Source organism: Bacillus sp. FSL R5-0709 (assembly GCF_038004785.1).
GTDB lineage: Bacteria > Bacillota > Bacilli > Bacillales > Bacillaceae_G > Bacillus_A > Bacillus_A mycoides.
Genome location: NZ_JBBORT010000001.1, coordinates 1,013,403 through 1,032,246 on the forward strand (window position 1 = coordinate 1,013,403; position 18,844 = coordinate 1,032,246).

The following is an 18,844-nucleotide window of genomic DNA, read 5'->3' on the forward strand; positions in this document are numbered from 1 at the left end:
CGTTTTTAATTAAATTATACCATATATTAACATTTTGAATTTAAGCGGAGACAAGATCTTCTGCATTTCTTTTCCTTTTATTCATGACTAAAGTTAATAGGAATAAAATGAAGCTTAAAAGTGCCATTATAATAAAAACTTGCGTATAACTATTAAAATAATCACGAGCGATTCCTGCTAGGACAGGAATGAATCCGCCCATAATATATCCTCCTGACTGCATCATAGCAGTCCATGCACTCGCATCTTCTGAAGTTTTTGTTTCATATAGCGGTAGCATGAGAGCGAGTGGGAATACGCCGCCGAGTCCGATACCTAGTAAAATAGAAGGAATCCATGGTGTAGTTAGTGGGTAAATCATAAGCGATAAACCTACGAGTACGAAGCATATACTCCCTAATAACCAAAGTGCTCGGTTTTTATAAATATCCGCTAATGTTGGAATTAAAAAGCTGCATATCATTTGAACAACTGTAAAAACAGTTATGAGAGTACCAGCTTGTTCGCTACTGACACCCATATTTTGATTTGCGGGCGCAAGCCAAGTCGTAATGGAGTAAAAGATTCCTGATTGTAGTCCGAAAAAGATTGTGAACAACCATGCTTTTTTATTTCTTAAAGGTAAACTATTATTCTTTTTATCTTGTGTACTCGTATTCTTTTTTCGTTTCATAACCGGATACCAAAATATAATAGCGATAATAGTAAGTACACCCCAAAAAGCGAGTGCCATATTCCAATCGTCTTTTAATACATGTTGTAAAGGAATCGTTAACCCTGCACTTAAAGAAGCGCCAGTTCCCATGCCTACTGAATATATTCCAATCATTAAGCCGATTTTCGTAGGGAATTTTTCTTTAATAAAACCTGATAGTAACGGACCTGCAAGTGCAATTCCAATGCCGATAAATAAAGAGCTCGCGAATAATGTGGAAATGGAAAAGGTAAAAGCTCTCATGCATGTTGCAAAGCCGATTAAAATAAGACAAGCCATAATTGATTTTTCTGCCCCGTATTTCCTAATTACCTTCCCAGTCAGTAAGGCGAATGTCCCCATACAAAAAACAGGAATAGCTGTTAAAAAGCTAACGGAAAAATTGCTTATATTTAAGTCTTGTCGGATTGTTTCTAATACAGGTGAAACAGATGTAATTCCGATACGTAAATTAATAGAAACAAAAAATAGTGCTAGTATATACAAATAAGTTCGTTCTTGATGCTTCAATTTCATTTTCTCCTCTCTTAAACATCAGATGTTATTCAGTATATCATCTGATGTTTGTGTGTAATAGATAAGGAGCTTATTTCAGCTCCAAATTTTGAACGGCGTATGTTCGTGCCTCTTCGGTATTTTGTTTAAAAATAGCTTGGAATAACTTTTCATGAATGTCAGAGTTATCTTCATAGTCCACTGTATTTAATATGAATTGGCTTAAAATGTGGCGAAGGGCAGGTACGAAAGATTGATACAAATCGAGTAGAACTTCGTTTTTGCTCGCCTTTGCAATTGCTAAATGAAACTGAATGTCTGCATCTATGTATGCTACATAATTACCTTCTTGAAGGGCATGTTTTCTTTTATTCAAATGTCCTTTTAAGTATAAAAGATCCTCGTCGCTTCGGCGCTGTGCCGCTAACATCGCTACTTCTTTATCTAGCATATTTCGTGCTTCATACACATGATTTATATTAGCTGCTTGCAATCGTTTTTCAAATGAATCTTGCGTTGTATTGAGTGAGACAATACGAGTACCTTGTCCTTGTCGAACTTCTAATATGCCAGCATGTACTAATATCTTTATGCTTTCTCGCAATGTTGAACGTCCTACTCCTAACTCTTCCATTAATTGCGGCTCTGTAGGGAGGCGATCACCAACTTCATACTCGCCAGAAAAGATTTTTTCTTGTAGACGTTCTAGCACTTCATCGACTAATTTCCGCCGAGAAACTTTTGAAAAAGATTTCTTTTCGTTCATATTCATCTGCTCATCTCCTGTTATATTCGCTTTTATAATAACCAATTTAAGTTCGGTTGACAATGTTATTTTTTAGGTAGTTGAAGCTGGGATACTACAATAGGGTTTATAAGACATAAAAAATCTATTTTGAAAAAATCGATTTCTCCTGAATACATAGTAATATAAGAAAAAGACGCCCTTGTGAGCGTCTTTTTCCAACTTGAGATAGATGTATCATTATTGTTCTGCTAGGTGACATAGTTCTCGTATAAAGTTTTCTCACACAAATGATCTGTGTATCAATGTGTTTTTGATATACAGATCATTTGTATGATAATTCTTATAAATAATTGCTGAATGATAACCTTACATGAATGCTTTTAAAAGCTCTTGAACTAATGGAATTACTCCACCTACAAAGTTTAAAACTGCCATTGCGATTTCCATATGATTGCCTCCTTTAGTAGTAAGATGTAATAAATCTTTATAAATTCATTATAGTAAGCGCTTACAAAAACATCAATGCATTTCGATATGCAATAATTCATATTTGTATTTGGTAATGAGGATGAAGAGGAATAAGTGACTTATCCCGCTATTTGTGGGAGTCGGGCTGTATGTAAAAGCCTTCACTTTATCAAAATGTAAGCTGTATCTTGTATAATATAATGGTGGAGGTCGAATATGAAAAAAATAAATTCAAATATAGATTTGGATAAAAATGTATTGGAAGCGGTATTTATTCCAAGAAGGTTTATTGTTTTATGGATTACACTCGTATATATAGCTTCAGTACTTTTAGAGTTTCGTAATAATATTTTCTCTATGGATAGTTTTTTCTTTACAATAGTCATTGTTATTCATACTATTTTTCATTGGTATGCGAGTTCATTAAAAAATAGGCAATTGTTGTACTTCTTTTTTGTACAACTTTTCATTGTGTTTTTGGCTGCGTTTATTGCAACAAATGCTTCGATAGCGATTTTTGTTGGATTAACTCCTATTTTAATCGCCCAAAGTTTATATGTTTATAACAATATATTTAAAGTAATGGCAGTTTTTACTCTTATGTATGCAATATTTTGTGCTGCAATTAGTATCAATTATGGTGTGAATAAATTAGCTATTCTTATCTCTATGTTTCTTTTAGTGTTAGCAATTATTATTCCTTTTTCTTATATTAATAAGCAGCAATTTGATGCACGTAATCGTATACAGAGCTATATTCAAGAGTTAGAGTCTGCATATATGAGAGTGGAAGAATTGACATTAGCTAATGAAAGGCAGCGTATGGCAAGAGATTTACATGATACGTTAGCGCAAGGTTTAGCAAGCTTAATTATGCAATTGGAAGCGATAGATGCCCATATGCAAAAAGGGAATACAGGACGATCTCAAGAGATTATGAAACAAACTATGATAAGAGCGAGACAAACTTTACATGATGCAAGGTTGGTTATTGATGATTTGCGTCATACTACTAATTCATTTAATGGAGCAGTAAAAGAAGAGATTCAACGTTTTTCTGAAGCTACGTCTATACATGTGAGATTTACTATCCAAAGTCCACCGTATATTTCAAGCGTAGTAAAAGAGCACTGCTTATATGTAATTAGTGAATGTTTAACGAATATCGCAAAACATTCACAGGCAGCAGATGTAAATTTAAATGTTGAATATATCGATGATCTTGAAAAACTTACTATTGAAGTTGAAGATAATGGAATTGGTTTTGACACTAGATATATCGGTAAGAATCCTGGACATTATGGTTTAATTGGTCTAAATGAGCGTGTTCGATTGATTAAGGGAGAAATACATATATTGAGTGAAAAGATGAAAGGTACGAAAGTGTATATTCAAGTGCCTATAAATAAAGAAGGAGATAGCCATGAAACATAACGTATTAATTGTAGATGATCATTTCGTTGTAAGAGAAGGTCTGAAATTAATAATAGAAACGAGTGATTCATTTCAAATTATAGGTGAGGCTGCAAACGGAGAAGAAGCCCTTTCTTTCATAGAAAAGAAGAAACCTGATGTCATTTTAATGGATTTGAATATGCCTAAAATGAGTGGTTTAGAAACAATTGAGGCTTTGAATGAAAAACAAAACCATACGCCGATTATTATATTAACTACTTATAACGAAGATGAATTAATGTTAAAGGGAATTGAGTTAGGGGCAAAAGGATATTTGCTAAAAGATACGGATCGAGAGAATTTGTTTCGAACATTGGAAGCGGCTATTCGAGGTGAGATTTTACTACAACCAAATATTATGGAAAAGATAGTGAAGTATAAAAGGAAAGAAGTACATGCTGATAAGGTTGCAGAAAATAACTTAACGGTTAAAGAATTGTTTGTGCTGAAAGCTATTGCGCGCGGATATAAGAATAAAGAAATTGCATTTGATATGGGAATAGCTGAGCGAACGGTAAAAGCATATTTAACAAATATATACAATAAATTAGGTGTTAATTCACGGTCAGAAGCAGTAGCTGTATCTATTGAAAGGAAGTTAATTCATTTTTAAAACATTATATATGCCCAATCGTACATTATAGGCTTGCCCTTTTGTACGATTTTTTTATTTCTTTCTCATGTTATGCTTCAGAAAGTATGAGAGATTTAAGAACAATCTAATTGCATTACAATTATAGACGTTTCTAATGTAGGAAAGGAAGAAGAATAATTAAATGGAAACTTTGCTTTTAATTCCTGTATTAATTTTCTTTATTTGGCTGCAAAGCAAACAAAGAAAATTAAACTGGATAGATATTATAACTTTTCTCATGATGATAGGGATTATTACTTATACGGCGCCGCAACAAATGACTAGGGATTTACAAGCAGAGTTACTGGCAGTTACGCTTATTTCTTTCGCTATTGGTGTTTGGCAAGGTGGGGGAATTACAGTCTGTTATGAGGATGAAATTTTATATATTACAAATGGAAAACAGTATTCCATTTCATGGATTCTCTTAATAATTGGCAACATAATTATTATTAATATATTTGAAGGTGGATTTACATTTAATGGATCGTGGTTTCTTTTGTGTGGTGTTGTCATTACATCTGGGGTGAAAAACAGTATTCTATGTGTTCTGTACAAATTAACAGTGCGAAATTGAATGGAAAACCAAAGCTATTTTCTTTTACCCCAACATAAAACGTATTGCTGTAAGTTCATTAAAAGACCGTAGTTGATAAAAAATGAGATGGAAGTATTGGAAGAATGGGGGAGTTAACGTAGATGTTTCTACCTATTACTACATTTGATAGGTTTAGTTGGCTGGGGAATGTTGCTTTCTCTTCAGAAAAGACTAGTAGGAATCGAGCGCTATCGAGGGCTGAAGAAAGCAATGTTAATTTGTGTGAAAATAAATGTAGAGATTCAGTTAATAATATTCATCAAAAAATAAATGTGGATGCTTTGGACTATAGTAATAATCGTATATTGGGCCGTGCAGAACCCCATTCAACAATTGTCATAACAAGTAGTGATATGTATGTTGGAAGCGGACGAGTTAATAAGTATGGAGAATTTAAAATATATACAAATGATTATCTGGAAGAGTATTTGGTACTAGAAATTCAGTTGATAATGGGCGGTTTCTATCAAGGAAGTATAACGGTAAAGTTAAGGGATGATGATTTCCTTTTTATTTAGTAAATAAAAAGGAAGCAACCGTAGTCGCTTCCTACATCTATTAAGCCGAAGCTTTCTTAATTCTCTCAAGTAAACTAGATAAAATATGTGTACGATAAGATTCTAGTTTTTTACCTTCGTAAGTACGAATCCCTAATTTTTTAAGTTCTTTTACATACCAACCTTTGCTTCCGAAATACATGTGATCGCTCCCCTTCAACTTTGTTTATTTGTCCTGATTGTACTTGGAGGTACGGGTAATATAATGAAGGAAATGAATTTCGCGCGAAAATGGTTAACTTTGTTGCAAAAGACATATATACTAAGGGTAGTATATAACGAGGTGGGCAAGACGTGATTATAGAGAAGCACGAAATTCAAATTGACCAAATTACGAGCGGTAAAGTGAATATCTTTACTTTCTATAGAAATAGAAAGCAAGTTGATGATCATTTTTTACGATTGCAAGAACCATCGCTTACAGCAAACTACTTCTTCCATTTTCATTTTGATGCAGAGAGCTTGCATCTTCTGCAGGAAGAGTTTCCGGGCGTATATCCGTACGACCGTAGTGACACGATTCACGACTGGACGGAAAAGATGAAAGCGGAATTGCAACATCAGATCCAAACAGGTAAATGGAATAAACGCGTACGTATCGGTAATCGCATTCTAGATGTGGTGTTTACGTGGTGTGACGAAGATATAGTAGAGTGAAAAAGAAGCGGATGACGCTTCTTTTTTTTAGCGCTGGAATAAAACGAGCTTACCTGCAGAAGATGTGCAGCGATGTGTTTTTTCATACAATCCTTTTTCTTGTAAAATAGATTCACCTTTTGCTTTCGCTTCTTTTTCAGTTGCTGCCTCGAATGATTCGTCTAATGCTTTTGAACCATCTTTTTCAAAGACTGTTAGAACGTATACTCCCATGAAAATTCCCTCCAATAATAAAAATCAGAATCTTATAACTATTTTGGCATAAATCACTAGAATATGCAAAGAAATATATGACATTGCGTGTTACAATAAAGTGAAACTTTAATCAGTGGGGGATTTTTTATTTCCTGCTTATTACTAGTTTTCGCCAATTGAGCATTTATTGTTTGTGTTCATGCGGATAAGATGAAACTTTTGAACTATAGAAAGGATCGTTATTTGTGAAACAAGTGAAGTTTATACATGCGGCTGATTTGCATTTGGATAGTCCGTTTAAAGGGATGGAGATGAATGTACCACAGTCTGTTTGGGAGAGAATGAAGCAGAGTACGTTTGAATCGTTCGAGCGTATTGTTGATAAAGCGATTCAAGAGCGCGTTGATTTCGTATTACTAGCCGGGGATTTGTATGATGCGGAGACGAGAAGTTTGAGGGCGCAAGTGTTTGTGCGTGAGCAAATGAAGAGACTTTCGCAGTACGATATTCCCGTTTTTATTATTCATGGTAACCACGATCATTTAGGGGGAAGCTGGGCGGCAATTGAGTTTCCGGAAAATGTTCATGTGTTTACGGAGCCTTATGTAGAGGAGAAATCATTTTATAAAGATGGTGAGCTTGTAGCTTCTATTTATGGGTTTAGTTATTTGCAGCAAGCGGTAACGGATAATATGACAGCGCAGTATACGAAAATGAGTGATGCGCCTTTTCATATTGGAATGCTTCACGGAAGTGTGGAAGGGGATGCAGAGCATAATCGCTATGCACCGTTTCAAATTCGTGAGCTGAAGGAAAAGCAGTTTGATTATTGGGCTCTTGGCCATATACATAAACGTGAAATTTTATCAGAAGAGCCGTACATTATTTATCCAGGTAATATACAAGGGCGTCATCGTAAGGAGACGGGCGAGAAGGGTGCGTACCTTATTGAACTCACGAAACAAGGATCGCAGTGTTCATTTTTCCATACGGCGGATGTTGTGTGGGATGAGATAGAAGTGAATATTGATGGACTTGAAACTGTTGATGATCTTATGACGAGCGCGTCAAGTGCGATGAATGAATGCAGAAGAGAAGAGGAAGGTACGCTTTTAACTGTCATATTTACAGGACAGGGACCACTTGCTCCTTATTTGCGTGAAGACAAGCGCGTGGAAGAGATTTTTCATATTTTAGCAGCGGGAGAAGAGCGAAAAGACTTTGTATATGCGATGAAGTGGAAAAACGAGACGGTTTCTTTTGCGGAAATTGAACGTTTGAAAGAAGAAAATCATTTCGTCGGTAGTGTGCTGAAAGAGTTAGAAGCTTTCACAAATATGGACGGAGTGTTGCGCACCATTTGGACATCTCCTGTAGCGCGTAATAGCATTGAAGCTTTTACGGAAGAAGAGAAGAAAGAGATTCAAAAGGAAGCGGAAAATATTATTTTAGAGCAATTATTCCAGCAAGAGAGGGATAAAAAATGAGAATTGAAAAACTCCATATTTATGGCTATGGAAAACTAGAAAATGTGGAAATGGATCTGTCAATGCTGACGGTACTGTACGGTGAAAATGAAGCGGGGAAATCGACAATTCGCTCGTTTATGAAAAGTATTTTATTCGGTTTTCCGACGAGAGGACAGCGCCGTTATGAGCCGAAAGAAGGCGGGAAGTACGGCGGAGCGATGACTGTTCAAACAGAGAAGTACGGCCGTTTGAAAATTGAACGATTGCCAAAGACGGCAGTAGGCGCGGTGACCGTTTATTTTGAAGGCGGGAAAACTGGCGGCGAAGATATTTTAAACGATATATTAAGCGGTGTGAATGAAAGCTTATTTGATTCTGTTTTTTCATTTGATATGCATGGTCTTCAAAATATTCATCAGCTCGGCGAAGCGGATATCGGCAATTATTTATTTTCGGCCAGCGCAGTCGGAAGTGATGCGTTATTGCAGTTAGATAAAAAATTAGAAAAAGAAATGAATCAGCGCTTTAAGCCGAGTGGTCGTAATCCTGAAATTAACGTGTCACTGCAAGAGATGAAGAAAATTGAGGAAAAGATGAAAGAATGGCAAGGGAAAATTGGCACGTATGAAAAACAAGTCGAGCAGTTAAAAGAAAGTGAAGAGAAACTTGCTTCTGTTCGTGCGGAAAAAGAGTCAGCCGAAAGACGAAAGCAAGACTATGAAATATTAGTGGCGCTTGAGCCTCTTGTTATTGAAAAGAGTACGCACGAGAAAGTGTTAGAAAACGAGAACGGGCAGTTTCCTGTAAACGGAATGGCGCGCTATGAGGCGGTAAAGGCAAAGATAGAACCGCTCCAAGTACAAGTAGATTCACTTCGAAAAAAGATAGAAACAGTGCAATCAGAAATTGATTCCACAGAAATAGATGAAGCATTTTTACAAAAAGAAAGTTACGTAGAAGAACTTCGTATGCAGCATATGTCTTATGAAAATGCACGCCAAGAAATGCGTGATATGACGGGAAGTATTGCGAATATAAAAGAAGAAATCGCAGAACTACAGCAACAAATTGGCGCTACTTTTGAACAAGAGACTGTTCTTTCGTTTGATATAAGTTTAGCGACGAAAGAATTAATTATGCAAACTGTGCAAAAGGCGCGTGAATTAGAATCGCAAAAAGCACAACTAGATGAACGTTTTAAAACGGCTCAGGAGCAATTAGAAGAGCAAGAAGAAAATATAAGACAAATCAGCCAGCAAATGTTAGCTGATGAAGAAAAAAATACGTTAGTTGAGAAAGAAAAATCATTTCAGGATGCGGCATTTTTAGGAATGGGCGCAGAGAGAATGAAGCGCAAGTATGAGGAAAAAGCAGGGGCGGCTATGCAAAAGAAAAAACAGTGGCAAAGAATTTGTCTTCTGTTACTTCTTATTAACACGCTTGTTTTATTCACGAGTCTATTTATAGATAACCGCGTGCTGTTATTTATTAGTGTGATTGTGTTTGTAGGGATTGTTTTAGCACTCGTTTTATATAAAGATCCTTCGGGTGGATTACAAGAAGAGCTTCTTACTCTTCAGCAAAGTGCTGGCGGACGACAAAGTGAAGAAGCGATGTCTGTTCGTTATCAGTTAGAAAAAGATGAAGAGATTCGTAAGCTATTTGAGCGTGAGTCGTATAAGTTGCAGCAAATGGAACGTGCTTATGATAAAGTCGTTTCATCTTATGAAGAATGGGAGAGAGAAACTTTCCAAATAGGAGAACAAGTAGGTGCGTATAAAACGCGCTATATGTTCCCTGAATTTTATACGTATGCACACATATTGCCAGCGTTTGAGCGTATTGAAAAAATGCAGCAATTATATCGTGAGCTAGATAAACAAGGCGAGCGGAAATCTTCATTGTATGAAATGATTTCGCACTTTGAGCATAAACTAGAAACTGTTATCGGTAGTAAAGAGTATAGTAATTTGCATGAGGCGCAAAGTCGTATGCAAAATGAAAAAGAGAAGCGTCAAACTTGTAAGCAGCTGAAAGAGAAGCTGGCGGAATGGCAAGAAGAATATGAGTTCATGCAGCAGCAATTAAAACAACTACTAGTAGAGCGAGATGGGTTATGGCATATCGCAGAATCTACAGATGAAGAGATGTTTTTAGAAGCAGGAAAATTGGCAGAGAAACGTGAAGACGCGGATAAGCAAGTGGGGCGTTTATTACCTCAAATTGATTTGTTAGAACAGCGCTTAACGAGTTTGTCATTAGCTGAGCATTATGAGGCTGACGGTTATGATGAAAAATTAAAGCAAGAAATCACAGCCGCGCAAAACTGTCTGGCGCAAGAGAAAGAACTGACAGAGCGTATTGCGAAGCATCGAATAGAAATTGCGAATTTAGAAGAAGGCAGTACGTATGGTGATTTGCTACATGAGTGGGAAATGAAAAAAGCGCAAGTGCGTGAACAAGTGAAGAAGTGGGCTGCATATGCGGCCGCAAAGACAGTATTAACGAAAACGAAGCAATATTATCATGAAGTGCATTTGCCGCGTATTTTACAAAAATCCGAAGAGTATTTCGTGTATTTAACAGGCGGGAGATATAGTAAAATATTCTCACCGTCAGAAGCGGAACCGTTCATTGTCGAACGTAACGATGGTATGCGTTTTTACAGTCATGAACTAAGCCAAGCGACAGCGGAGCAGTTATATTTATCATTGCGATTCGCGCTAGCGAAAACGTTTGAGCATGACTATCCATTTATTATTGATGATAGCTTCGTACATTTTGACGCGGTAAGGACGAATCGAACGATTGAACTTATAAAAGAAATTGCGAAAGATAGACAAGTTATCTTCTTTACATGCCATGCGCATTTATTAACGTATTTTACAGAAAATGAGATTATAAAATTAACACGTAAGCGTAAAGAAAATGAGTTGTAGTATGCTATACTAAAAGTAACTGATTTGGTGGAGGAATTCGAATGAAAAAGAAAATTGTAGAATATGAAGTTGGTGAACAAGTCGATGTTTTCTTGTTAATTAAAACAGCGACAAAAGGTCTCGCAAGCAATGGCAAGCCGTTTTTAACAGTAATCTTACAAGATCCAAGTGGAGATATTGAAGCAAAGCTATGGGACGTATCGCCAGAAGTTGAGAAACAATATGTAGCGGAAACAATCGTTAAAGTAGCTGGAGATATTCTAAACTATAAAGGACGTATTCAATTACGTGTGAAACAAATTCGTGTTGCGAATGAGAATGAAGTAACAGACATCTCAGACTTTGTAGAAAAAGCTCCAATAAAAAAAGAAGATATGGTTGAGAAAATTACGCAATACATATTTGAAATGAGAAACCCGAACATACAGCGTCTAACAAGACATTTGTTAAATAAGCATCAAAATGAATTTTTAGAATATCCAGCAGCGACGAAAAATCATCACGAGTTCGTATCTGGACTAGCTTATCACGTTGTATCGATGTTAGATTTAGCGAAAGCTATCTCGGCTCTGTACCCATCGTTAGATAAAGACTTACTATATGCGGGCGTTATTTTACACGATCTTGGTAAAGTATTTGAGCTATCTGGACCAATTTCTACGACGTATACGTTAGAAGGAAATTTACTAGGCCACATTTCTATCATGGTGAACGAAATTGGTAAAGCAGCAGAGGAACTACAAATCGATGCAGAGGAAGTATTAATCCTTCAGCACATCGTCCTTTCCCATCACGGAAAAGCAGAATGGGGTAGCCCAAAACCACCATTAGTGAAAGAAGCAGAAATTCTGCACTACATCGATAACTTAGATGCAAAAATGAACATGATGGACCGCGCATTAGGACGCACAAAACCAGGCGAATACACAGAACGTGTCTTTGCGCTTGATAATCGTTCGTTCTATAAGCCGACGTTCCATAATTAAGATTGTGAATAGAATGGCCTCATTAAGTGTGGCATGACAATAAAATTGTTTAAAAAGATGGTGTGAAATTAAGTTTTCACACCATCTTTTATTGCCCTGATAAGGGAAGACACTGCAAATAGCTTTAAAAACCATTATTTATTCCTTGATGAGGAAAGAAATAATGAGAGAAAAAGATGTAAATCATACGGCAAATTTATATTCCATTAGCTCGTGTAAAGCTAATGGATGAGGATCTGTTGTCAATAAAAAAACGGATCTTAAACAAAACAACCCTTTTGCATATCATGTGATGCAAGGGAGGCAAGAGAACGTGTTCGTTGATTGAAAATCTTTTGTAGAGTATTCTAAATATAGAGTTGTATTAGGAATATTCTTTTAAGGAGAGTGATTACTTTATGCTAGGAAAATGGATGGATAAAGTAAGAGAACCTAGATGTATACACAATTATAAATTTATTAAAACTCAGGATAGTGAAAATTTTAAAACAGGGCAGATTGGGACAGCTAATATTTATAAGTGCGAAAAATGTGGTAAAGAAAAGGTTGATTATAAATATAACAGTGATATAAATAGTGATTTTTGGAATATATAAAATAAATCATTTAATGAAACAGAGAATTACTAATATTAATTATTCGCTAAAATTACAATTTATTGTAAGGATATTTGACTATTAAAGAATTTTAATAGCCTATGATTAGTTCATTGATTGTAGGCTATTTATTTTGGCGAGTGAAAAGGTTTTATTACCAGTAGATATGAAAATAATTACGCCACAAAACATATAGCATTTTAAACTAACACTGAGATATTAAAAAATATCTCGAATTCAAGATAATTTACTTGCTTTTTAATCACTTGAGTTGTAAAGTGATAGTAACGAAAGGAATTATTACTTTCGAACGAATCGTTTTACACAGTGAATTATTTTTTTAACTATCACTTGACTAGTAAAATGAATGATTACTTTTATAAACAAATGCTACGTTGACCAGCGAGCAAAAATAAAACAGTTAAATATAAATTAAAACTATTGGAGGAATATAAAATGAACCAATTAAAAGGAATTCACCACGTTACAGCAATTACAAGTAGTGCAGAAAAGAACTATGAATTTTTCACTCACGTTTTAGGAATGCGTTTAGTTAAAAAAACAGTAAACCAAGATGATATTCAAACGTATCATTTATTCTTTGCAGATGATAAAGGTAGTGCAGGAACAGATATGACATTCTTTGACTTCCCAGGTGTTCCAAAAGGAGTACACGGTACAAATGAAATTTCAAAAACTTCATTCCGCGTTCCGACTGACGCAGCACTAGAGTATTGGGTGAAACGTTTTGACCGTCTTGAAGTAGAACATACAGGAATTAAAGAGCAATTTGGTAAGAAAACTCTTTCTTTCGCTGATTTTGATGATCAACACTATCAATTAATCTCAGATGAATTTGATAAAGGGGTGGAATCAGGTACACCTTGGCAAGACGGGCCAGTTCCATTAGAATATGCAATTACTGGCTTAGGACCTGTATTTATCCGTATCGCGAATTTCAGTTATTTCAAAGAAGTACTAGAAAAAGTTCTATTATTTAAAGAGATTGCTCAAGAAGGAGAATTCTACTTGTTTGAAGTAAACGAAGGTGGAAATGGTGCCTCAGTCATTGTAGAACATAATACAGTTCTTCCAGAAGCGCAACAAGGTTTTGGTACAGTGCATCATGCAGCATTCCGTGTAGAGGATCGCGCTGTATTAGAAGAGTGGATTGAGCGACTAAGTCGAGTTGGACTCCCTTCATCTGGTTATGTAAATCGTCACTTCTTTGAGTCATTATATGCAAGAGTTGCGCCGCAAATTTTATTCGAGTTTGCAACAGATGGCCCTGGTTTTATGGGAGATGAGCCTTATGAAACGCTTGGAGAGAAATTATCTTTACCTCCGTTCTTAGAGCCAAAGCGTGAAGAAATCGAAAAATTAGTTCGTCCGATTGATACAGTGAGAAGTACTAAGGAATTTATTAAAGAGTAAAGATAGAAATAATAAGTAGAAGAGCAAGTAGTTTTAGCGAATCGCTGGAATTGCTTGCTTTTTTATTTGGGCTATAAAATTTTCTGAAAAATGTTTCTCAAGTTTTTTAAATAGAAATATTTGGTATAATTTATTTAAATTATAAATTTTCTGACAATTATTTTTCAATACATAGAAAAGGGGTGGTGATATACAATTTGGATAATTGTATAAATATCCTAATTTTGTAAGTTTGGAGAAAAGGGGATGCGAAGGTATGGGAACAGATGTAGTAACGAAGGAGCAAATGAAACATTCTTTAGATAATTGGTATCGTGTAATGTTGCAGCAAAACATAGAGAAAGCAACGGAAATGAAAGAGGAGATTGATAGTAAGATTAGTGGTTTGGAAGTGGATCAGGAATTATCTTTGTATTTTACGTTATTAGATTTTAGATATAAAATGCTGACGGATTGGTTAAATATAAAAGAAAATAGTTTTGAAAGAATAGAATCTTTTGAAGTTCCAACTGAAGGATTTTTAGCATATTATTATCATTTTTTTAAAGGGATATATTGTACTTCAATGTCTAAATATAATGATGCGAAGGAAAGTTATGAAAAGGCAAATATACTACTGAAATACGTTTCGCACTCTTTAGAGAATGCTGAGTTTGATTATCGTATGGGTAATTTTTACTATCAGACGTATCAACAAGTTAATGCAATTGATTATTTGAGAAAAGCAAAAGAGGAGTTCAAAAAACATATAGGTTGCGAAATAAATATAGCGCTATGTGAAAATGCTTTTGGTCTGTGTTGTATTGATTTGAAAAATTACGAACTCGCGGAAGAAAGCTTTAATGCTGCTATGGATATTTTCCAAAAGGTAAATTATGAAAAATATATTTTAATGGTGCGTCATAATTTAGCCTTTTTGTATGCCAGTCAAGATTTATCGGAACTTGCAGTTCGTCATGCATCCGAAGTTACAAAAAAACAGCCGAAATTCTTTAAAGCGCTATTTGTTGAAGCTCGTGAATGTTATAAATTAGGACAATATCAATTGGTGGCAGATTTGATTGAAAAAGGTTTGGATATTTGTAAAGAGTTAAATAAGGAAGAGTTTCAATATCGTTTTATGATTTTGAAAAGTGTAAATGACAAATCACCTACATTAAGCTTAGAGCAAGTAGTTTTAGAAGGTATTTCTTATTTTGAAAAAGAAGAGCTATGGGAGTGTATACAGGAATACGCTGAAATGTTAGCCTTAAGGTTTTATAAAGAAGAGAATCACGATAAAGCAAGTCATTATTTTTACATGAGTCATAAAGCTCAAAAAAAATTATTAAAAAAAGGGGCGCTAAAATAATGAAAAAGATTCACTTTGGAATGTTGGGGATTGCATTAGTAGGTGCGTTATCAATTGGAGCTAATAGTTCATTTACAAATCAAGCATTAAATATAGGAGAAACAGGCGGAGCACCAGCAAGACCAGACTACGTTAATATAGGGGACACGGGAGGAGCACCAGCAAGACCAGACTACATTAATATAGGAGATACAGGCGGAGCACCTGCAGATAATAGAGGAGACGGCGGAGTAAGCCAACTATAATAACAAAGAAAAGGACTTCAACAGGAAGTCCTTTTCTTTGTTATTAGGCCATGTAGAGAAAAGAAAAGAATTGACTTACTTTAAATATGTAACTATAATAGTTACAAAATAACCATCATTAATAGAAATGAGTTATATTTTTTTAATATAATTGTAACTAAAGTGGTTACAATTAAAAAGAACATAAAACAACCAAATAATGTAAAACCTTTAAATAGCAACATGAGAAAGGAGACGGGGATTTTGAAACGGTTTAAGTTTTATATGATTAGCGGTATTGTTCTTGTTTTATTAATAGTATGTAACTTCGTTGATAAGCCGATTGCGAAGGTTGAAGAAGTGAAAGATACTGTGATGATGAGGCTGAATACGAAAGAGAGTATGGCGCAGATTGATGGGCAGACGATTTATTTTAAGCAAATTGGTGAGGGGAAACCGCCTTTACTTATGCTTCACGGGTTCGGTGGTTCTTCAGATGGGTTTAATGATATTTATCCGGAACTTGTAAAGGACCATACGATTATTGCGGTTGATATTTTAGGGTTTGGGCGTTCTTCTAAACCAATTGATTTTCAGTATTCGTTTCCCGTGCAAGTGAATTTATATTATAAGTTAATGAAGAAACTCGGATACGATCAATTCGCAGTACTTGGTCATTCGATGGGCGGAGAGATGTCTCTAAATTTAGCGTATTTATATCCGGATGCAGTAACGCATCTCGTTTTAGCGGATTCTACAGGAATAGAGTCTTTCCAGCAAAAAGAAAGTTATGAAGTGCCGCCACTATCGACAGACTTACAAACTGTAACAGAGATTACGGATTATAATAAAAATGAAGTGAAAAATAGTCGCGATGATAAAGAGCATTATGATCAGCTTACGAAAATGAGAGAGCGCCGCATTGCGATGGAAGCAGATAAAATTAAGGTACCGACTTTAATTATATGGGGACGACACGATAAGAGTGTTTCTTGGAAAAATGGTGAACTGTATCATGAGCTATTTGCAAATAGTACGTTCCATATCATTGAAAAAGGATACCACGCACCGTTTCGCCAGGAGCCAATCGAGTTTATGGAGTATGTACAAGCGTTCTTCGCGAAGAATCCACAATAAAATTTTAAGCATAAATCCACTTCTTTCCTCATAAAGTGAAACTAATAAGGCTTGTCTAAGGAAAGGGATGAACGAAAGTGGAAACTTTACCATGGTGGATTTATCTTGTAATCATTGGGATCGTATTGAGTGGCTACATGGTTTTATATACTTCGAAAAAAGAGCAAGAGATGGATAATGATTTTATCGAAAAAGAAGGCGAAGTATATATGAAGCGCTTAGAAGAAGAACGAGAGAAACGGAATCAGGATAGTGATAAGGATTCGGTGTTGCTTTAATAGAAATTTTGAAAGGCTACCAACTAGGAGAACTTTATATCTAGGTGGTAGCCTTTTTTCTTTTTTGGAGCAGTATATGTTCATCAAGCTAAGCTTATATAAGCTTAATTTTACATGTATATGATATTCATCATGAAACTTTATTGATGGTATTTATATATATGTTCAATCATAAGAATGGAAATAGCGCAGTATCTACAGGGGGGATTAACAATGCATAGGGATGAAACATCATTACATCCTGATACAGGTGTTACATCTGTAATGTTTGTTGAGCGTTCATTAAATGAAATTCGTTTTTGGTCTAGAATCATGAAGGAGCATTCTTTTTTTCTTCGCTTAGGGTTTAGATGCGAGGATACTCAACTAATTGAAGAGGCTAATCAATTTTATCGATTGTTTGAACATATCGAACAAATAGCGCATTCCTATACAAATGAAACAGATCCTGAGCAAATAAAAAGATTTAATTCAGAAGTACAACAAGCCGCAACTAATATTTGGGGATTTAAAAGAAAAATTTTAGGATTAATTCTCACATGTAAATTGCCAGGACAAAATAACTTTCCACTGTTAGTTGACCATACAAGTAGGGAAGCTGACTATTTTAGAAAACGTTTAATACAATTAAATGAAGGGAAATTAGATGCCCTTCCTGATGCTATTATTAAAGAAAATGTTTTCTTTTTAAGGATTATGGCAGACCATGCTAAATTTATTGGTCATCTTCTTGATCCATCGGAAAGAAAGCTTGTAGACACAGCACGGAATTTTAGCAATGATTTTGATGAATTGATGTATCAAGCAATTGACTTAGAATCTATGAAACCACAATCCCAAACAGTCCCTCTTTTAGATCAATTTTTAGATCAAAATCGTGTGTCCGTTACATCTCTTCGGGATTTTAAGAAAACAGCACGTGATTTAATTGAGCAATGTAAAATAAAGAGTATCATTCATCCGTTATTAGCAGACCATGTTTTCCGTGAAGCTGATAGATTTCTTGAAATCATTGATATGTTTGATGTTCATCTTACAAATATTCAATCACAACCTAGATATTAGAAGATAAGGAAAGATAATATTTTACTTTCGGCTGAGAAGTTAACAATTTATTGTTAGCTTCTTTTCTTTTTGATGAAAATGTTTAAAAATGAAACTTTACGTTATTCTTTCTGGAGAATGATAAGAAGGGATGGCGTATTTTTTTATGCTTAATCTAGTCATCCGTTCATTGTATTATTGTTCGGGAAATTATTATAGAAGAAAAGCATATGAAATCGACATGATACATAGCGTCATTTTTAGATGTAACGCACAAGTTGCACAACCTATGCAACGATAACTAGCTTTACTCTTCATCATTTATTTGACCATACTAGACATAGAGAGGTGATAAACACAGTATGATTTTTAGTGAACGTTTAAAAGAAGAAAGGGAAAAAAGAAATTGGTCGCAAAATGATTTGGCTGAAAAAATTCATGTAAGTAGGCAGTCTGTTTCGAAATGGGAGACGGGAAAGAACTATCCGAGCATTGAAATTATTATTCATTTAAGTGATCTGTTCGGTATTACAATTGATGAGTTATTGAGGAGTGATGAAGAGTTGACGCAAAAAGTAATTGAGGATAGTAAGCAATTAGCGTATCCGAAATGGAAGGTGTTTTTCGATAGTCTATTTATGATGGGTGTATTTTTATTTATTACAAAAATCGTTGTATGGGCGTTAAATAAGTTTGCAGGAGCAAGCATTACAATTGTCGCAGATGCACCATATGTAATGAATTTTTTACCGCTCCTATTAATGATTATAGGTGGTACGGTTTCTGATAAGTTGAAGAGAATATATAGATAAGAGAAAGATTTGTAAGAAATCCCCTACACTAGCTGTTCTTTTCACCCAAATT

General features: G+C 35.2%; 20 protein-coding genes and 1 pseudogene. 16 read left to right on the top strand and 5 right to left on the bottom strand.

The features are described 5' to 3' along the window. Nucleotides 1-40 precede the first annotated feature (40 nt). From MKX37_RS05160 to MKX37_RS05170, 3 genes and pseudogenes are all read right to left on the bottom strand, one after another. On the bottom strand, nucleotides 41-1,231 hold the full coding sequence (locus MKX37_RS05160) for an MFS transporter (RefSeq protein ID WP_078422057.1): 1,191 nt from the start codon (nucleotides 1,229-1,231) through the stop codon (nucleotides 41-43). Between the two features lie 70 nt (nucleotides 1,232-1,301). Further along, the gene (locus tag MKX37_RS05165; RefSeq protein WP_002168980.1) at nucleotides 1,302-1,982 is read right to left on the bottom strand and encodes a FadR/GntR family transcriptional regulator; all 681 of its coding nucleotides are present in this window, start codon (nucleotides 1,980-1,982) and stop codon (nucleotides 1,302-1,304) included. A gap of 342 nt (nucleotides 1,983-2,324) precedes the next feature. Beyond that, a pseudogene (locus tag MKX37_RS05170) lies at nucleotides 2,325-2,506 on the bottom strand (hypothetical protein). A 136-nt stretch (nucleotides 2,507-2,642) separates the two neighbouring features. On the opposite strand from MKX37_RS05170, the gene MKX37_RS05175 reads away from it, so the two are divergent. From MKX37_RS05175 to MKX37_RS05190, 4 genes are all read left to right on the top strand, one after another. Beyond that, nucleotides 2,643-3,860 carry a sensor histidine kinase gene (locus MKX37_RS05175; protein WP_002168979.1) on the top strand — a complete coding sequence of 406 codons (1,218 nt, stop codon included), beginning with the start codon at nucleotides 2,643-2,645 and terminating at the stop codon, nucleotides 3,858-3,860. Then, nucleotides 3,850-4,494, top strand: coding sequence for a response regulator (locus MKX37_RS05180; protein ID WP_002087211.1), 645 nt, complete (start codon nucleotides 3,850-3,852; stop codon nucleotides 4,492-4,494). The genes MKX37_RS05175 and MKX37_RS05180 overlap by 11 nt, the downstream gene beginning before the upstream one ends. Before the next feature lie 163 nt (nucleotides 4,495-4,657). Continuing rightward, nucleotides 4,658-5,092, top strand: a complete 435-nt coding sequence (locus tag MKX37_RS05185; RefSeq protein ID WP_002186507.1) for a hypothetical protein — start codon at nucleotides 4,658-4,660, stop codon at nucleotides 5,090-5,092. Nucleotides 5,093-5,214: 122 nt separating this feature from the next. Beyond that, nucleotides 5,215-5,631, top strand: coding sequence for a hypothetical protein (locus tag MKX37_RS05190; RefSeq protein ID WP_002168977.1), 417 nt, complete (start codon nucleotides 5,215-5,217; stop codon nucleotides 5,629-5,631). 40 nt (nucleotides 5,632-5,671) lie between these two features. Here MKX37_RS05190 and MKX37_RS05195 read toward each other — a convergent pair whose 3' ends face one another. Continuing rightward, nucleotides 5,672-5,812, bottom strand: coding sequence for a YflJ family protein (locus tag MKX37_RS05195; RefSeq protein WP_002186506.1), 141 nt, complete (start codon nucleotides 5,810-5,812; stop codon nucleotides 5,672-5,674). A gap of 152 nt (nucleotides 5,813-5,964) precedes the next feature. On the opposite strand from MKX37_RS05195, the gene MKX37_RS05200 reads away from it, so the two are divergent. Beyond that, a complete protein-coding gene (locus MKX37_RS05200; protein ID WP_002064091.1) occupies nucleotides 5,965-6,327 on the top strand; it encodes a hypothetical protein in 363 nt (120 codons plus the stop codon). A gap of 27 nt (nucleotides 6,328-6,354) precedes the next feature. Here the strand turns inward: MKX37_RS05200 and MKX37_RS05205 are convergent, their stop codons facing one another. Further along, on the bottom strand, nucleotides 6,355-6,540 hold the full coding sequence (locus MKX37_RS05205) for a YhzD family protein (protein WP_000539551.1): 186 nt from the start codon (nucleotides 6,538-6,540) through the stop codon (nucleotides 6,355-6,357). 227 nt (nucleotides 6,541-6,767) lie between these two features. On the opposite strand from MKX37_RS05205, the gene MKX37_RS05210 reads away from it, so the two are divergent. The 11 genes from MKX37_RS05210 (at nucleotide 6,768) to MKX37_RS05260 (ending at nucleotide 18,792) form a co-directional block, all read left to right on the top strand. Beyond that, entirely contained in the window at nucleotides 6,768-8,009 is a 1,242-nt protein-coding gene (locus tag MKX37_RS05210; RefSeq protein WP_003187753.1) for a metallophosphoesterase family protein, read from the top strand. Next, nucleotides 8,006-10,930: an ATP-binding protein gene (locus MKX37_RS05215; protein ID WP_078422058.1), complete on the top strand. Its 2,925-nt coding sequence runs from the start codon at nucleotides 8,006-8,008 to the stop codon at nucleotides 10,928-10,930. The genes MKX37_RS05210 and MKX37_RS05215 overlap by 4 nt, the downstream gene beginning before the upstream one ends. Before the next feature lie 41 nt (nucleotides 10,931-10,971). Then, the gene (gene yhaM / locus MKX37_RS05220) at nucleotides 10,972-11,916 is read left to right on the top strand and encodes a 3'-5' exoribonuclease YhaM (RefSeq protein ID WP_002030183.1); all 945 of its coding nucleotides are present in this window, start codon (nucleotides 10,972-10,974) and stop codon (nucleotides 11,914-11,916) included. 398 nt (nucleotides 11,917-12,314) lie between these two features. Further along, a complete protein-coding gene (locus MKX37_RS05225; protein ID WP_002150116.1) occupies nucleotides 12,315-12,512 on the top strand; it encodes a hypothetical protein in 198 nt (65 codons plus the stop codon). 456 nt (nucleotides 12,513-12,968) lie between these two features. Next, entirely contained in the window at nucleotides 12,969-13,946 is a 978-nt protein-coding gene (locus MKX37_RS05230) for a ring-cleaving dioxygenase (RefSeq protein ID WP_002125749.1), read from the top strand. Between the two features lie 256 nt (nucleotides 13,947-14,202). After that, entirely contained in the window at nucleotides 14,203-15,297 is a 1,095-nt protein-coding gene (locus MKX37_RS05235; RefSeq protein WP_002087201.1) for a response regulator aspartate phosphatase, read from the top strand. After that, on the top strand, nucleotides 15,297-15,542 hold the full coding sequence (locus MKX37_RS05240; RefSeq protein WP_063226412.1) for a Phr family secreted Rap phosphatase inhibitor: 246 nt from the start codon (nucleotides 15,297-15,299) through the stop codon (nucleotides 15,540-15,542). The genes MKX37_RS05235 and MKX37_RS05240 overlap by 1 nt, the downstream gene beginning before the upstream one ends. 243 nt (nucleotides 15,543-15,785) lie before the next feature. Then, complete coding sequence (locus MKX37_RS05245) at nucleotides 15,786-16,658, top strand: alpha/beta fold hydrolase (RefSeq protein ID WP_078422059.1); 873 nt, start codon at nucleotides 15,786-15,788, stop codon at nucleotides 16,656-16,658. A gap of 77 nt (nucleotides 16,659-16,735) precedes the next feature. After that, nucleotides 16,736-16,936: a sporulation YhaL family protein gene (locus MKX37_RS05250; protein WP_002087191.1), complete on the top strand. Its 201-nt coding sequence runs from the start codon at nucleotides 16,736-16,738 to the stop codon at nucleotides 16,934-16,936. A 213-nt stretch (nucleotides 16,937-17,149) separates the two neighbouring features. Beyond that, nucleotides 17,150-18,001, top strand: coding sequence for a DUF2935 domain-containing protein (locus MKX37_RS05255; protein WP_000554485.1), 852 nt, complete (start codon nucleotides 17,150-17,152; stop codon nucleotides 17,999-18,001). 341 nt (nucleotides 18,002-18,342) lie between these two features. Next, on the top strand, nucleotides 18,343-18,792 hold the full coding sequence (locus tag MKX37_RS05260) for a helix-turn-helix domain-containing protein (protein WP_078422060.1): 450 nt from the start codon (nucleotides 18,343-18,345) through the stop codon (nucleotides 18,790-18,792). The last annotated feature ends 52 nt before the right edge of the window (nucleotides 18,793-18,844 follow it).

What these genes read in the sequence shown, in the direction of transcription:
- MKX37_RS05160 (WP_078422057.1), bottom strand. Translation starts at nt 1,231, where the DNA reads ATGAAATTGAAGCATCAAGAACGAACTTATTTGTATATACTAGCACTA.
- MKX37_RS05165 (WP_002168980.1), bottom strand. Translation starts at nt 1,982, where the DNA reads ATGAATATGAACGAAAAGAAATCTTTTTCAAAAGTTTCTCGGCGGAAA.
- MKX37_RS05175 (WP_002168979.1), top strand. Translation starts at nt 2,643, where the DNA reads ATGAAAAAAATAAATTCAAATATAGATTTGGATAAAAATGTATTGGAA.
- MKX37_RS05180 (WP_002087211.1), top strand. Translation starts at nt 3,850, where the DNA reads ATGAAACATAACGTATTAATTGTAGATGATCATTTCGTTGTAAGAGAA.
- MKX37_RS05185 (WP_002186507.1), top strand. Translation starts at nt 4,658, where the DNA reads ATGGAAACTTTGCTTTTAATTCCTGTATTAATTTTCTTTATTTGGCTG.
- MKX37_RS05190 (WP_002168977.1), top strand. Translation starts at nt 5,215, where the DNA reads ATGTTTCTACCTATTACTACATTTGATAGGTTTAGTTGGCTGGGGAAT.
- MKX37_RS05195 (WP_002186506.1), bottom strand. Translation starts at nt 5,812, where the DNA reads ATGTATTTCGGAAGCAAAGGTTGGTATGTAAAAGAACTTAAAAAATTA.
- MKX37_RS05205 (WP_000539551.1), bottom strand. Translation starts at nt 6,540, where the DNA reads ATGGGAGTATACGTTCTAACAGTCTTTGAAAAAGATGGTTCAAAAGCA.
- MKX37_RS05215 (WP_078422058.1), top strand. Translation starts at nt 8,006, where the DNA reads ATGAGAATTGAAAAACTCCATATTTATGGCTATGGAAAACTAGAAAAT.
- yhaM (WP_002030183.1), top strand. Translation starts at nt 10,972, where the DNA reads ATGAAAAAGAAAATTGTAGAATATGAAGTTGGTGAACAAGTCGATGTT.
- MKX37_RS05225 (WP_002150116.1), top strand. Translation starts at nt 12,315, where the DNA reads ATGCTAGGAAAATGGATGGATAAAGTAAGAGAACCTAGATGTATACAC.
- MKX37_RS05230 (WP_002125749.1), top strand. Translation starts at nt 12,969, where the DNA reads ATGAACCAATTAAAAGGAATTCACCACGTTACAGCAATTACAAGTAGT.
- MKX37_RS05235 (WP_002087201.1), top strand. Translation starts at nt 14,203, where the DNA reads ATGGGAACAGATGTAGTAACGAAGGAGCAAATGAAACATTCTTTAGAT.
- MKX37_RS05240 (WP_063226412.1), top strand. Translation starts at nt 15,297, where the DNA reads ATGAAAAAGATTCACTTTGGAATGTTGGGGATTGCATTAGTAGGTGCG.
- MKX37_RS05255 (WP_000554485.1), top strand. Translation starts at nt 17,150, where the DNA reads ATGCATAGGGATGAAACATCATTACATCCTGATACAGGTGTTACATCT.
- MKX37_RS05260 (WP_078422060.1), top strand. Translation starts at nt 18,343, where the DNA reads ATGATTTTTAGTGAACGTTTAAAAGAAGAAAGGGAAAAAAGAAATTGG.